The 15,215-nt window shown below is 67.2% G+C and carries 11 protein-coding genes, 1 tRNA gene and 2 pseudogenes; all 14 read right to left on the bottom strand.

Features of this window, described 5'->3' with window-relative positions; all coding sequences use genetic code 11:
* Positions 1–478, bottom strand: a pseudogene (locus tag ACK4TH_RS10435) (PAS domain-containing sensor histidine kinase); the annotation flags it as partial.
* Entirely contained in the window at positions 475–1,116 is a 642-nt protein-coding gene (locus tag ACK4TH_RS10440; RefSeq protein ID WP_409626094.1) for a DUF4390 domain-containing protein, read from the bottom strand. The gene ACK4TH_RS10440 and the pseudogene ACK4TH_RS10435, both read right to left, overlap by 4 nt.
* A 31-nt stretch (positions 1,117–1,147) precedes the next feature.
* A complete protein-coding gene (gene rsmB / locus ACK4TH_RS10445) occupies positions 1,148–2,494 on the bottom strand; it encodes a 16S rRNA (cytosine(967)-C(5))-methyltransferase RsmB (protein WP_409626097.1) in 1,347 nt (448 codons plus the stop codon).
* Positions 2,466–2,648: a hypothetical protein gene (locus ACK4TH_RS10450; protein ID WP_409626099.1), complete on the bottom strand. Its 183-nt coding sequence runs from the start codon at positions 2,646–2,648 to the stop codon at positions 2,466–2,468. Before ACK4TH_RS10450 ends, rsmB begins: the two co-directional genes overlap by 29 nt.
* Before the next feature lie 139 nt (positions 2,649–2,787).
* Positions 2,788–6,987 carry a DNA-directed RNA polymerase subunit beta' gene (rpoC, locus tag ACK4TH_RS10455; protein WP_409626102.1) on the bottom strand — a complete coding sequence of 1,400 codons (4,200 nt, stop codon included), beginning with the start codon at positions 6,985–6,987 and terminating at the stop codon, positions 2,788–2,790.
* 24 nt (positions 6,988–7,011) lie between these two features.
* A complete protein-coding gene (gene rpoB / locus ACK4TH_RS10460; protein WP_409626105.1) occupies positions 7,012–11,127 on the bottom strand; it encodes a DNA-directed RNA polymerase subunit beta in 4,116 nt (1,371 codons plus the stop codon).
* Between the two features lie 262 nt (positions 11,128–11,389).
* Positions 11,390–11,767, bottom strand: coding sequence for a 50S ribosomal protein L7/L12 (gene rplL, locus ACK4TH_RS10465; protein WP_068607177.1), 378 nt, complete (start codon positions 11,765–11,767; stop codon positions 11,390–11,392).
* Positions 11,768–11,809: 42 nt separating this feature from the next.
* Positions 11,810–12,310, bottom strand: coding sequence for a 50S ribosomal protein L10 (gene rplJ, locus ACK4TH_RS10470; RefSeq protein ID WP_068607175.1), 501 nt, complete (start codon positions 12,308–12,310; stop codon positions 11,810–11,812).
* 280 nt (positions 12,311–12,590) lie between these two features.
* On the bottom strand, positions 12,591–13,292 hold the full coding sequence (rplA, locus tag ACK4TH_RS10475; RefSeq protein WP_409626110.1) for a 50S ribosomal protein L1: 702 nt from the start codon (positions 13,290–13,292) through the stop codon (positions 12,591–12,593).
* Between the two features lies 1 nt (position 13,293).
* A complete protein-coding gene (gene rplK, locus ACK4TH_RS10480) occupies positions 13,294–13,725 on the bottom strand; it encodes a 50S ribosomal protein L11 (protein WP_143969685.1) in 432 nt (143 codons plus the stop codon).
* Between the two features lie 206 nt (positions 13,726–13,931).
* The gene (gene nusG, locus ACK4TH_RS10485; RefSeq protein ID WP_068607170.1) at positions 13,932–14,510 is read right to left on the bottom strand and encodes a transcription termination/antitermination protein NusG; all 579 of its coding nucleotides are present in this window, start codon (positions 14,508–14,510) and stop codon (positions 13,932–13,934) included.
* Between the two features lie 2 nt (positions 14,511–14,512).
* Positions 14,513–14,893, bottom strand: a complete 381-nt coding sequence (gene secE / locus ACK4TH_RS10490) for a preprotein translocase subunit SecE (RefSeq protein WP_143969686.1) — start codon at positions 14,891–14,893, stop codon at positions 14,513–14,515.
* Between the two features lie 128 nt (positions 14,894–15,021).
* Positions 15,022–15,097 (bottom strand) — tRNA-Trp (locus ACK4TH_RS10495).
* 41 nt (positions 15,098–15,138) lie between these two features.
* Positions 15,139–15,215: pseudogene (locus ACK4TH_RS10500) on the bottom strand (elongation factor Tu); the annotation flags it as partial.

The following is a 15,215-nucleotide window of genomic DNA, read 5'->3' on the forward strand; positions in this document are numbered from 1 at the left end:
TCGCGCGCGGGCGACGTGAGTGGCTGGCGGTCATGGCGCTGACGGTGTCCAGCGCGGTGCGCCCCAGCTCCAGCCCGGCGCGCAGGGCGGTCTCCACGCGCGCGTCGAACCAGGTCTCGATGGCGCGGCTGACGAACTGGTACGACACGACGTAGATCAACGCCCCTGGCACCACCCCCACCAGCCCGAAGATCGCCGCCAACTTGAGCAAAAGCCCGCTGCCGAAGCGGCCGCGCCGCAACCGCACGATCAGGCGCGCGGCCAGCCACAGCAGCACGCCAGCCAGGGTGGCCGCCACGCCCAGGTTGAGGATGAGCAGCCGGGTATAGGTTTCGGGCTTGACGGCACGGTGATCGGTGGCCAGGGTGAGCAGATAGAACAGCACCAGGCCGACACCCAGGATGAACAACAGCCCCAGCGCCAGAAACCAGCGCAGGTTGCGCGCCCGCACCGCGTCCCGCTCGCGGGCGTTGCTCATTCACGGGCCTCCGTGGGCTCGAGGGCCTCGCCCCCGGGGGCGGCGGGCACCTTGAACACCGCGCGCCAGCCGGGGGACGGCTCGCTCGGCCACCCAGGCAATATCTGCAACGGCCGAGGCAACTGCCCGGTATCCAGACGAAACTCCGCCTCCAGACGCTCGTCCCCGCGCAGCCCCACGGCCGACGCCACCCGCCAGCGCTGGACGGAACGCGCCAGCGCCAGCGCCTCGCCCAGGGTGTCCAGGCTGCGATGCAGCGCCCCCGCCGCCGCGGCGTCGTCCTGCGCCCCGCCTTCGTGCACGCTCAGTCGCCAGCGCTGGGTCAAGGGCTGGTACGCCAGCCGGACGGTGCGCACGACGCTGGCCAACTGCCGATCGGTCCAGTACCAGCGCGGTTGGCGCAGTTCGGCCCGCCAGACGAAATGCAGCGGCACACCGCGATGCAGGGCATCGGTCAACTGCACCGGCAACTCCAGCGGCACGCGCGCCGACAGGTACAGGGCGTCGGACGTGCGCTCCAGTCGCCAGTCCTCCTTATCGCCTTCGGGTGCCGCCCAGCCTCGGGGCGGGGACAGCGCGATCGCCGCCCAAGCCGCCATCCCGCCGGCGATGGCGCGCAGCGCGGCGCGGCGCCGCATCCCGACGGACGCGACACCGGCGCAAAGCCCTTCAGCCCTTGGCGAGCAAGGCGTAGAAAAATCCATCCATGCCACGCCGCGCATTGTCGCCCATGGCGTGCGCGGAGGCGAAGCCGGCTGTGGTATCCGTGGCGTCGGCCACCAGCCCGCCGGGCAGCAAATGGCCGGGGGCCGGCAGCGCCTGAGCCTGCGGATGGCGGGCCCGAAAGTCGGCCACGACATTCGCCCCCTCGGCCCGAAACACGGAGCATGTGGCGTAGAGCAGCCGCCCGCCAGGGGCCAGCAGGGGCCACAGGGCAGCCAGCAGGCGCCGCTGCTCGGCCGCCAGACGGTCGATGTCGTCCGGTCGGCGCAACCAGCGCACATCCGGGTGGCGCCGCACAATGCCCGATGCGCTGCACGGCGCATCGAGCAAGATGGCATCGAACGGCCGACCGTCCCACCAATCGGCGGGCGTGCCGGCATCCGCCGTCAGCACACGCACCTGCCCCCCTGCGGGCAGGCGCAAACGGCGCAACGTGTCGCGGATGCGTTCGGCACGAGCGCCGTCGGCATCCAGCGCCCACAGGTCCAGATCGGCGCGCTCCAGCAGATGCGCCGTCTTGCCGCCGGGGGCGGCGCAGGCATCCAGCACCCGGGCGCCGGCTGGCAGACCAGCCCCCAGCAGCAGGGGTGCCGCGAGTTGCGCGGCACCATCCTGCACCGAGACGACGCCGTCCCCCCAACCGGGCAAGCGCTCGACCGGCACCGGATCGGCCAACACCAGCCCGTCGGCCCCAATCGGGTCGGCGGCCCAGCCGAGCGCCGCCAGCCGTGCCGCATACGCCTCGCGCGACATCTGGCGGCGGTTGACGCGCAACACCATCGGCGCGGGGCGATCGTCGGCCGCCAACACGGCGGCCCACTGGTCGGGGTAGTCCTGCTGCAGGCGCTGCACCCACCAATCGGGGTGGTTCCAACGCCCCTCGGGCGTGGCTTGCGCGTGGGCCAACAGGGCGTCGCACTCGCGCAGAAAACGCCGCAGGCACGCGTTGACGAAACCGCGCAGGGCCGGCGCACGCAAACGCGGCAGCGCCTGCACGGCCTGATCGACCACGGTGTGCGGGGCATAGGCCGTCCCCTGCAGCAGCAGCGCCAACGCCACCTCCAACAGCGCGGCGACGGGGGGTGGCGGCAGCCGCTCGGCCAGGGCCCCGACCAGCGCCCGCGCCGTGCCCGCGCGCCGCAAGGTGTCGAACACCAGCGCCTGGGTACCGGGGCGCAGCGGCGCCGGCACCGCGGGCAACAGATCGGCCAGCGAGCGGCCGGCGTGCACGCCGGCGACGCAGCGCGCCGCCACGGCCATGAGATCAGACAGGGGGGGCGAAGGTGGGCTCATCGGGGACATCCAGGCCGTCGCTCAACGGCAGCGGCGGCATGGTACCGCCATAGAGCCGCGCAATGCGTTGCGCCAGCGGCGGGTGCGGATCGAACCAGAGCGGCCAGGCGCGGCGCTGGACCGAGACCAGCCACAGGTGCTGCGCCTGTGGCAACGGCAGCGGGCCGTCGCCGGCACTCTAGCACGCGCAACGTGCGCACGACGGAAAAAACCCCGCCGCGGCGGCCGCCGGGCGGGGTCGATCGGCACGCCCAGCGCCGCCCGTGGGGGGGGCGCTGGGCCGCGACGGGGCGTCAAGCCGTCTCGTCGTGCGCGTCGCTGCCCGCCATCGACAGCGCATCGGCCTCGGCGATGGCGCGGCGCTCCTCCTCGTCCATGCGCTCCTTGGCGCGGCGCGCCTCGTGGAACGCCATGCCCGTGCCGGCCGGAATCAGGCGGCCGACGATGACGTTCTCCTTCAAGCCGCGCAGTTCGTCCTTCTTGCCCATGATGGCGGCTTCGGTCAGCACGCGCGTCGTCTCCTGGAACGACGCGGCCGAGATGAACGAGTCGGTCGACAGCGAGGCCTTGGTGATGCCCAGCAGCAGGTTGCGGAAGGTCGCCGGCGTTTTGCCCTCGGCGCGCAGCGCGTCGTTGGTGTTGAGGATCTCGGAGCGCTCGACCTGCTCGCCGGCGATGTAGTGACTGTCGCCGGGGTTGTCGACCTCGACGCGGCGCAGCATCTGCCGCACGATCACTTCGATGTGCTTGTCGTTGATCTTCACGCCCTGCAGGCGGTAGACGTCCTGCACCTCATCGACGATGTAGCGCGACAGCTCCTCGATGCCGAGCAGGCGCAGGATGTCCTGCGGGTCGGCCGGACCGTCGACGATCAGCTCGCCCTTGTTGACCACCTGGCCCTCGTGCACGAGGATGCTCTTTTCCTTCGGCACCAGCTCCTCCCAGACCTTGCCGTCCGGGTCGGTGATCTGCAGGCGCACCTTGCCCTTGGTCTCCTTGCCGAACGACACCGTGCCGGTGATCTCGGCCAGGATGCCCTTGTCCTTCGGCGAGCGCGCCTCGAACAGCTCGGCCACGCGCGGCAGACCGCCGGTGATGTCGCGCGTCTTCTGGCCTTCCACCGGGATGCGCGCCAGCACCTCGCCGGGGTGGATGCTCTGGCCGTCGCGCACCTGGATCAGCGCCCCGACGGGGAAGGTCACCGTCACCGCGTGGTCGGTGCCGGGGATCTTGACCTCTTTGCCCTCGGCGTCGATCAGCTTGACCTGCGGGCGCACCACCTTGGTGGCGCCGCGGCGCTTCGGGTCGATGACCACCAGCGTCGACAGGCCGGTGACCTCGTCGACCTGCTTGGCCACCGTCAGGCCTTCCTCGACGTTCTCGAACTTCACCACGCCAGCGAACTCGGTGATGATCGGGCGCGTCAGCGGGTCCCAGTTGGCCAGGATGGTGCCGGCGCTGATGCGCTGGTCGGCCTTGACCGCCAGGATCGCGCCGTACGGCACCTTGTGGCGCTCGCGCTCACGGCCGTTGTCGTCGTGGATGACGATCTCGCCCGAGCGCGCGATCACCACCTGCTCGCCCTTGGCGTTGGTGACGTAGCGCATCGTGCTGTTGAAGCCGACCACGCCGTTGGACTTGGCCTCGACGCTGGAGGCCACCGCCGCACGCGACGCGGCACCACCGATGTGGAAGGTGCGCATGGTCAGCTGCGTGCCGGGCTCGCCGATCGACTGCGCGGCGATGACGCCGATGGCCTCGCCGACGTTGACCAGCCCGCCGCGACCCAGGTCGCGCCCGTAGCAGCGCGCGCACACGCCGTAGCGCGTCTCGCAGGTCAGCACGGTGCGCACACGCACCTCGTCGACACCGGCCTGCTCGATCAGGTCCACGGCGTCCTCGTCCAGCATCTGGCCGGCGCGCACCAGCACGCGCTGCGTCTCGGGGTCGACGATGTCCTCGGCCGTGGTGCGGCCCAGGATGCGCTCGCGCAGGCTCTCGATGACCTCGCCGCCCTCGACGATGGCGCGCATCAGCGTGCCGTTGCTGGTGCCGCAGTCTTCCTCGGTGACGACCAGATCCTGCGTCACGTCCACCAGGCGGCGCGTCAGGTAGCCGGAGTTGGCGGTCTTGAGCGCCGTATCCGCCAGACCCTTGCGCGCGCCGTGCGTCGAGATGAAGTACTGCAGGACGTTCAAGCCCTCGCGGAAGTTGGCGGTGATCGGCGTCTCGATGATCGAGCCGTCGGGCTTGGCCATCAGGCCGCGCATGCCGGCCAGCTGGCGGATCTGGGCGGCGGAGCCGCGCGCGCCGGAGTCGGCCATCATGTAGATGGAGTTGAACGACTCCTGCTCGACCTCGCGGCCCGCGCGGTCGATGACCTTCTCCTTCTTCAGGTGCTCCATCATCACCTTGGAGATCTCGTCACCGGCCTTGCCCCAGATGTCCACCACCTTGTTGTAGCGCTCGCCGGCGGTCACCAGACCCGAGGCGTACTGCTGCGCGATTTCCTTGACCTCCGCCTCGGCGCGCTCGATGATGGATTGCTTTTCGGCCGGCACCAGCATGTCGTCGATGCAGATCGAGATGCCGGCTTGCGTCGCCAGACGGAAGCCGTTTTGCAGCAGCTTGTCGGCAAAAACCACCGTCTCCTTCAGACCGCACTTGCGGAACGAGGCGTTGATGAGCTTGGAGATCTCTTTCTTCTTGAGCGGCTTGTCGATCAGCTCGAACGGCAAGCCCTGGGGCAGGATCTGCGACAGCAGCGCCCGGCCCACGGTGGTGTCGCGCAGCTTGGTCACGGCCTCCAGCTCGCCGGTCTCCTTGTTCTTCAGCCACTCGGTCAGGCGCACGCTGACGCGGCTGGTCAGCTCCACCACGCCGGCATCCAACGCGCGCTGCACCTCGGCCACGTCGGCAAAGACCATGCCCTCGCCCTTGCCGTTGATGCGCTCGCGCGTGGCGTAGTACAGGCCCAGCACCACGTCCTGCGACGGCACGATGGAGGGCTCGCCGTTGGCCGGGAACAGCACGTTGTTCGACGACAGCATCAGCACGCGCGCTTCCATCTGCGCCTCGATCGACAGCGGCACGTGCACGGCCATCTGGTCGCCGTCGAAGTCGGCGTTGAACGCCGCGCACACCAGCGGGTGCAGCTGGATCGCCTTGCCCTCGATGAGCACCGGCTCGAACGCCTGGATGCCCAGGCGGTGCAGCGTCGGTGCGCGGTTGAGCAACACCGGGTGCTCCTTGATGACATCCTCCAGGATGTCCCACACCACCGGCGTGCCGGCCTCGACCTCCTTCTTGGCCGCCTTGATCGTCGTGGCAATCCCCATCTGCTCCAGCCGCGCGAAGATGAACGGCTTGAACAGTTCCAGCGCCATCAGCTTGGGCAGGCCGCACTGGTGCAGCTTCAGCGTCGGGCCGACCACGATCACCGAACGGCCCGAATAGTCGACGCGCTTGCCCAGCAGGTTCTGGCGGAAGCGGCCGCTCTTGCCCTTGATCATGTCCGCCAGCGACTTCAGCGCCCGCTTGTTGGCACCGGTCATCGCCTTGCCGCGGCGTCCGTTGTCCAGCAGGCTGTCCACCGCCTCCTGCAGCATGCGCTTCTCGTTGCGCGCGATGATCTCGGGCGCCTTGAGCTCCAGCAGGCGCTTCAAGCGGTTGTTGCGGTTGATGACGCGGCGGTACAGGTCGTTGAGGTCGGAGGTGGCGAAGCGTCCGCCGTCCAGCGGCACCAGCGGCCGCAGGTCCGGCGGCAGCACCGGCAGCACCTCCAGGATCATCCACTCCGGCTTGATGCCCGACTTCTTGAACGCCTCCAGCACCTTCAGGCGCTTGGCGTTCTTCTTGACCTTCATCTCCGAGCCGGTCAGGTCGTTGCGCAGCTTCTCGATCTCCAGGTCCAGATCGATGTTCTGCAGCAGCTCCTTGATGCCCTCGGCGCCCATCTTGGCGACGAACTCGTCGCCGTACTCACGCCGCTTGGCGTCGTAGTCGTCCTCGGACATGATGCTGAACTTCTTCAGCGGCGTCATGCCGGGGTCCACCACCACATAGGCTTCGAAGTACAGCACGCGCTCGATGTCGCGCAGCGTCATGTCCAGCACCAGCCCCAGGCGGCTGGGCAGCGACTTCAGGAACCAGATGTGCGCGCACGGCGCGGCCAGCTCGATGTGGCCCATGCGCTCGCGGCGCACCTTGGTCTGCGTGACCTCCACGCCGCACTTCTCGCAAATCACGCCGCGGTGCTTGAGGCGCTTGTACTTGCCGCACAGGCACTCGTAGTCCTTGATCGGGCCGAAGATCTTGGCGCAGAACAGGCCGTCGCGCTCCGGCTTGAAGGTGCGGTAGTTGATGGTTTCGGGCTTCTTGACCTCGCCGAACGACCACGACCGGATCTTCTCCGGCGAAGCCAGACCGATCTTGATGGCGTCGAAGTGCTCGTCGGGCGTGAACTGCTTGAACAGGTCGAGCAAGGATTTCATGGCTTGCGTCCTCGGTTGGCTCTATCAGTTGCGTTCCAGCTCGATGTCGATACCGAGCGAGCGGATTTCCTTGACCAGCACGTTGAACGACTCCGGCATGCCGGCGTCGATGGCGTGCTCGCCCTTGACGATGCTCTCGTACACCTTGGTGCGGCCCTGCACGTCGTCGGACTTGACGGTGAGCATCTCCTGCAGCACGTAGGACGCGCCGTAGGCTTCCAGCGCCCAGACCTCCATCTCGCCGAAGCGCTGACCGCCGAACTGCGCCTTGCCGCCCAGCGGCTGCTGCGTGACCAGCGAGTACGGGCCGGTGGAGCGCGCGTGCATCTTGTCGTCCACCAGGTGGTGCAGCTTCAGGTAGTGCATGTAGCCCACCGTCGTCTTGCGCTCCAGCGGATCGCCGGTGCGGCCGTCGTGCAACTGCACCTGGGTACGGCTCTCGGTCAGGCCTTTGGCCTTGGCCACCTCGTCCGGGTAAGCCAGCTTGAGCATGGCGCGGATTTGCTCCTCGCTGGCGCCATCGAACACCGGCGAGGCGAACGGCACACCCTTGGTCAGCTCGCGCGCCATCGCCAGGATTTCGTCGTCGGAGAGCTCGTCGAGGCGTTCCGGGCGACCCTCGCCGTTGTAGATGCGCTCCAGGAAGGCGCGAATCTCGGCCACCGCCGCCTGGCGCTCCAGCAGTTCGCCGATGCGCTCACCCAGCCCCTTGGCGGCCCAGCCCAGGTGCACCTCCAGCACCTGCCCGATGTTCATGCGCGAGGGCACGCCCAGCGGGTTGAGCACAATGTCCACCGGCGTGCCATCGGCCATGTACGGCATGTCCTCCACCGGCACGATCTTGGACACGACGCCCTTGTTGCCGTGCCGACCGGCCATCTTGTCGCCGGGCTGCAGGCGGCGCTTGACGGCCAGGTACACCTTGACCATCTTCAGCACGCCCGCCGGCAGCTCGTCGCCCTGGGTCAGCTTGCGGCGCTTTTCCTCGAACGCGAGGTCGAAACCGTGGCGCGTGGCCTCCAGCGCGTTCTTGATCGACTCCATCTGCGCGGCCAGATCATCGTCGGCCACGCGGATGTCGAACCAGTGGTGCTTGTCCACCTCGGCCAGGTAGTCCTTGGTCAGCACCGTGCCCTTGGCCAGCTTCTTCGGCCCGCCGTTGGCGGTCTTGCCGATCAGTAGCTTCTCCAAGCGGTCGTAGGCGTCGGCCTCGACGATGCGCAACTGGTCGTTCAGGTCCAGGCGGTAGCGCTTGAGTTCATCGTCGATGATCTGCTGCGCGCGCTTGTCGCGCTGGATGCCCTCGCGGGTGAAGACTTGCACGTCGATCACCGTACCCTGGCTGCCCTGCTCGACGCGCAGCGAGGTGTCCTTCACGTCAGAGGCCTTCTCGCCGAAGATCGCGCGCAGCAGCTTTTCCTCGGGCGTCAGCGTCGTCTCGCCCTTGGGCGTGACCTTGCCGACCAGCACGTCGCCGGGCTGCACCTCGGCCCCCACGTAGATGATGCCGGAGTCGTCCAGCCGGTTGAGTTGCTGCTCCGACAGGTTGGGGATGTCGCGCGTGATTTCCTCCGGCCCGAGCTTGGTGTCGCGCGCCATCACCACCAGCTCCTCGATGTGGATGCTGGTGTAGCGCTCCTCGGCCACCACCTTCTCGGAAATCAGGATCGAGTCCTCGAAGTTGTAGCCGTTCCAGGGCATGAAGGCGATCAGCATGTTCTGGCCGATCGAGATTTCGCCCAGGTCGGTGGAAGCGCCGTCGGCGATCACCGCACCCTTGTGGATGCGCTCGCCCTTCTTGACGATGGGGCGCTGGTGGATGTTGGTGTTCTGGTTGGAGCGCTGGTACTTGATCAGGTTGTAGATGTCCACGCCCACTTCGCCGGCCACCGCCTCGTCGTCGTTGACGCGGATGACGATGCGGGTGGCATCGACATAGTCCACCACGCCGCCACGCTTGGCGGTCACGACGGTGCCGGAGTCGATCGCCGCGACGCGCTCGATGCCCGTGCCGACCAGCGGCTTTTCGGGGCGCAGCACCGGCACCGCTTGGCGCGACATGTTGGCACCCATCAGCGCGCGGTTGGCGTCGTCGTGCTCCAGGAACGGCACCAGCGACGCCGCCACCGAGACGATCTGCGCCGGCGAGACGTCCATGTACTGCACCCGGTCCGGCGTCGTCAGCACCGATTCGCCCTTCTCGCGCGCGGACACCAGCTCGCCCACCAGCCGGCCTTGCTCATCCAGCTCGGCGTTGGCCTGGGCAATGATGTACTTGCCTTCCTCGATGGCCGACAGGTAGTCGATCTGGTTGGTCACCTTGCCGTCCACCACGCGCCGGTACGGCGTCTCGATGAAGCCGTACTCGTTGAGGCGCGCGTACAGCGCCAGCGAGTTGATCAGGCCGATGTTGGGGCCTTCCGGCGTCTCGATCGGACACACCCGGCCGTAGTGCGTGACATGCACGTCGCGCACCTCGAAGCCGGCACGCTCGCGGGTCAGACCGCCCGGGCCGAGCGCCGAGACGCGGCGCTTGTGCGTGATCTCGGCCAGCGGGTTGGTCTGGTCCATGAACTGCGACAGCTGGGACGCGCCGAAGAACTCCTTGAGCGCCGCGGAAATCGGCTTGGAGTTGATCAGGTCGTGCGGCATCAGCGGCTCTTGCTCGGCCTGGCCGAGGCGCTCCTTGACCGCCTTCTCGATGCGCGCCAGGCCGGTGCGGAACTGGTTTTCGGCCAGCTCGCCGACACAGCGCACGCGCCGGTTGCCCAGGTGGTCGATGTCGTCGACCTCACCCTTGCCGTTGCGCAGATCCACCAGGATCTTGACCACGGCCATGATGTCCTCGTTGGTGAGGACCATCGGGCCTTCGGCCGTGTCGCGGCCAACGCGGGCGTTGAACTTCATGCGCCCGACGCGCGACAGGTCGTAGGTCTCCGGGTTGTAGAACAGGCGGTGGAACAGCGCCTGCACCGCGTCCTCGGTCGGCGGCTCGCCGGGGCGCATCATGCGGTAGATCGCCACGCGGGCGGCGAATTCGTCCGCGGTCTCGTCGGTGCGCAGCGTCTGGCTGATGTAGGGACCCTGGTCCAGCTCGTTGGTGTAGATGCAGGGCAGGTCCTGGATGCCGGCGGCGCGCAGTTTCTTCAACAGCGTCTCGGTCAGCTCGTCGTTGGCGCGCGCAATGATCTCGCCCGTGTCCGGGTCGACGATGCTCTTGGCCACCACGCGGCCGATCAGATAGTCCTCCGGCACGCTGATGTGGGTGGTGCCGGACTGCTCCAGCTCGCGCACGTGGCGCGCGGTGATGCGCTTGTCCTTGGCCACGACCACCTTGCCGTTCTTGTCGGTGATGTCGAAGCGCGCCACCTCGCCCTTCAAGCGCTCCGGCACGAAGGCCATCAGCGCGCCGCTGTCCATCAGGCGGAAGTGGTCGTTGACGTAGAAGTTGGCAAGGATGCTCTCCGGCGTCAGACCGATGGCCTTGAGCAGGATGGTCACCGGCATCTTGCGGCGACGATCGACGCGGAAGTACAGCAGATCCTTCGGGTCGAACTCGAAATCCAACCACGAGCCGCGGTAGGGAATGATGCGGGCCGAGAACAGCAGCTTGCCCGAGCTGTGCGTCTTGCCCTTGTCGTGCTCGAAAAACACCCCCGGCGAGCGGTGCAACTGGCTGACGATGACGCGCTCGGTGCCGTTGATGATGAAGGAGCCCTTGTCGGTCATCAGGGGCACTTCGCCCATGTAGACCTCCTGCTCCTTGACCTCTTTGACCACCTTGGATTGCGGCGTGGACGCCTCGCGGTCGTAGATGATGAGCTGCACGCGCGCGCGCACGGCCGACGCGAAGGTCAGACCGCGCGTCTGGCACTCGCGCACATCGAACACTGGCTTGCCCAGCGTGTACTCGACGAACTTCATCTCCACGAAGCCGTTGTGCGACACGATCGGGAAGGCCGACTCGAATGCGGCCTGCAAGCCAACCGGTTTGCGCTCACGCGGGGGGACGTCCGCCTGCAGGAACGCGGTGTACGCGTCCTTTTGCATCTGCAGCAGATAGGGGATTTCCAACACGCTGTCGCGGCTGCCAAAGCTCTTGCGGATGCGCTTGCGTTCGGTGTAGGAGTACTGGGCCATGAGATCTCCGGGCTTGAGGTCTGCGGCGACTGGGTGGAGCGCACCGTCGGGGCGCCCACGGGGAAATTCTTGGCGACCGGCCCCTACCGGTCTCTGGGCGGACGGCCCGCGCGTGGCGCGCGAACCCGAACCAAGCGGTCTTGCTGCAGTCGGGGTCAGAAGACACGGCAAAGCGGTCGGGCGACCGTTTTGCCGTGCGCTCTGCAAGCGGCAAAGGCTGGAGGCCCCTGCGAGGCGCTCCAGCCCTTGGACGGCAAGCCGATTACTTGAGTTCGGCCTTCGCGCCGGCTTCTTCCAGCTTCTTCTTGGCGGCTTCGGCGTCGGCCTTGGGCATCGCCTCCTTGACGGTCTTGGGCGCGCCATCGACCAGGTCCTTGGCTTCCTTCAGGCCCAGGCCGGTGATTTCGCGCACGGCCTTGATCACGCCGACCTTGTTGGCGCCCGCTTCCTTCAGGATCAGGTCGAACTCGGTCTTCTCTTCGGCGGCCGGAGCGGCAGCACCGCCACCCGCAGCGGCCGGAGCCGCCATCGCCGCGGCGCTCACGCCGAACTTCTCTTCGATCGCCTTGACCAGGTCGTTGAGCTCCATCACCGTCATGGTGTCCAGAGCGGCCAGGAATGCGTCTTTGTCGAATGCCATGATGATTTCCTACAAACGGTTGGATTGGGGACGAGGGCCGAATCAGGCGGGCTGCGCCTCGCCCTTCTTCTCGGCCAGGGCCGCCACGACGCGCGCCAGGCGGGACACCGGCGACTGCATGAGGCCCAGCAACTGCGACAGCAGCACTTCCTTGGAAGGAATGCTCGCCAGCGACTTCACGCCGTTGACATCCAGCGACTTGCCGGCATAGACACCGCCGCGCAGGACCATCTTGTCGTTGGTCTTGGCGAACTCGACCACCACTTTCGCGGCGGCCACGGCGTCTTCCGAGAAGCCGTAGATGAGCGGACCGGTCATCTGCTCGACGGCGACCTCGAAGGGCGTGCCGGCGACCGCGCGGCGAGCCAGGGTGTTCTTCAGCACGCTGACGGACACCCCTGCCTTGCGGGCTTCGACACGCAACTTCGTGAGGTCCGCCACCGTGATGCCGCGGTACTCGGCCATCACCAGCGTCTGCGCTTTGGCGGCGAGCGCCGACACCTCATCGATGACGGCTTGCTTCTCACTGCGGTTCAGACTCAAGGTTGACTCCTTAAAAACACGGCCGCCGGGAGGAGGCCGTGCACCTGTTGCAGCGATCAACCGTTTTTGGAAACCGCACCGGCCGGAGCCGGTGCCCGATTCCATCCGCGGCGGGATCGCCATCTGCGCTGGCCGCCGACCCGCAAAGGCCGACATTTAGGCGGACGCGCGTCCGCACCAGCGGTCTTGGATGGCTTCGCCGCCCCGAAAAGACGCAAAGACGGCGAACCCACCACTGCACCGCACCCCGGGCGATCCCGTGGCGCGGCGCCGATTCCTGTCAGCCCGCGACCGCGATGGTCTGCGGATCGACGCGCACACCCACGCCCATGGTCGACGACACCGCGACCTTGCGCAGGTATTGGCCCTTGGCGGCAGCGGGCTTGGCCTTGTTCAACGCCTCGATCAGCGCCGCCAGGTTGCCCTGGAGCTTGTCGGCGTCGAACGAGCGGCGGCCGATGGTGGTGTGCACGATACCGGCCTTGTCGACGCGGAACTGCACCTGACCGGCCTTGGCGTTGCGCACCGCGGTGGCCACATCCGGCGTCACCGTGCCGACCTTCGGGTTCGGCATCAGGCCACGCGGGCCAAGAATTTGACCCAGCGCACCGACCACGCGCATCGCATCCGGCGCCGCGATCACGACGTCGAAATCGATGTTGCCAGCCTTGACCTGCGCCGCCAGATCGTCGAAGCCGACGACGTCGGCCCCCGCCGCCTTGGCCTCTTCGGCCTTGGCGCCCTGGGCAAACACAGCCACACGCTTGGTCTTGCCCGTCCCGTTGGGCAGCACGACGGCGCCACGCACGACCTGATCCGACTTGCGCGGATCGACGCCGAGCTGCACGGCCACATCGACGGACTCATCGAACTTGGCGGTCGCGCACTCCTTGACGATCGCCAGCGCCTCGGGCAGCGGGTACAGCTTGGTCGAATCGACCTTGCCCTGCAGGGCCTTTTGCTTCTTGGTCAGCTTCGCCATGTCACACGCCTTCCACGATCACACCCATCGAACGGGCGGAGCCGGCGATGGTCTTGACGGCGGCCTCCAGATCGGCCGCGGTCATGTCCTTCATCTTGGTCTTGGCGATTTCCTCGAGCTGGGCGCGCGTGATCTTGCCGACCTTCTGCGCGTGCGGCTTGGAGGAACCCTTGTCCAGCTTGATCGCCTTCTTGATCAGCGTCGTGGCCGGCGGGGTCTTGATGATGAAGGTGAAGCTCTTGTCCGCATAGGCGGTGATGACCACCGGCAGCGGCAGACCGGGCTCGACGCCTTGGGTCTGGGCGTTGAACGCCTTGCAGAACTCCATGATGTTCAGACCGCGCTGACCCAGCGCCGGACCGATCGGGGGGGAGGGGTTGGCTTTACCCGCTGGCACCTGCAGCTTGATGAAGCCGACAATCTTCTTGGCCATGAGTGATGTGCTCCTGCGAGTGCTGTCGGCGCGCGGCCCGCCATGCGGCGGACGCGAGCGCCTCCTCGCGCGAAGACCCGGTTTTACCCCGTTGCGGCTGACCGCACGGACCGCCGTCGCCGAGCCGGTCTCGACAGCGGAAAGCCCGCGCCAACTTGGCGCGGGCCGGTGAACTTTACATTATAGCGTTTTTTGACCCGGTGTCGTCAGGTCTTTTCGACCTGGTTGAACTCCAGCTCCACCGGTGTGGCCCGCCCGAAGATGGTGACCGACACGCGCAGCTTGTTCTTTTCGTAGTTGACCTCTTCGACCGAGCCGTTGAAGTCCGCAAACGGACCTTCCTTGACGCGCACCAGCTCGCCCACTTCGAACTCGATCTTGTGACGCGGACGGTCGGTGCCCTCCTGCATCTGGCCGATGATCTTTTGGACCTCTTCTTCCGAGATCGGCGTCGGACGATTGCGCGCCCCACCGACGAAGCCCGTCACCTTGCTGGTGTTCTTCACCAAGTGCCAGGTGTCGTCGTCCATGACCATCTCGACCAGCACATAGCCGGGGAAGAACTTGCGTTCGGCCGTGCGCTTGACGCCGTTTTTGATCTCGACGACTTCCTCGGTCGGCACCAGGATGCGGCCGAACTTGTGCTGCATGCCCGCGCGCTGCACCCGCTCCAGAATGTTGCGCTCGGCGGCCTTCTCCATGCCGGAGTAGGCGTGCACGACATACCACCGCATGCCTTCGGCGGGGGTGGCACTCATCGCCGGCGCCGCGTTCGATTCGCTCATATTCACCTCCAACCCAGGATGAGGCCGTACAGCACCCACTCCAGGAGCTTGTCCGTCAGCCACAGGAACAACGCCATGACCACGACGAACGCGAAGACGTACGCGGTCATCTGCGTCGCCTCCTTGCGGGTCGGCCAGACGACCTTTTTGACTTCCTTGACCGAGTCGCGCCCAAAACCGATGAGCCGCTGACCCGGCGTGGCCGTGGCACCGATGCCCAGCGCCAGCGCGATCGCCACCAGCAACACCGCCCATTGCGCCCAAGCGCCCTGGGCCGCCAGCCAGTAAAAGCCCACGAACCCGAGCACCACACATAGAGCAGCCGCAGCCAGCTTCGCTTTGTCCGCGCCGCTGCTGACGGTTTCGACATCCGTTGAGGCCATCGCCCTCACACCTTCAGAAGCTTGAGCCGCGCAGCAAACGCCGCGCACCAGAAACACAAGCCCGCTGCGGTCCGAGGACACGGGCGGGCTTGAACAACATGGCCGGCGCTGTGGCGCTTGTCACCGGCTGGCAGGGGCAGAGGGAATCGAACCCCCAACCTTCGGTTTTGGAGACCGACGCTCTGCCAATTGAGCTATACCCCTTCAGCGACCGATCGGGGGGCCGATCGGTCACGCCAACACTATCACTCGATGATCTTGGCGACGACGCCGGCGCCGACGGTGCGGCCGCCCTCGCGGATCGCAAAGCGCAGGCCTTCTT

Origin of the sequence: Tepidimonas sp. (assembly GCF_046292505.1) — a bacterium.
GTDB lineage: Bacteria > Pseudomonadota > Gammaproteobacteria > Burkholderiales > Burkholderiaceae_C > Tepidimonas.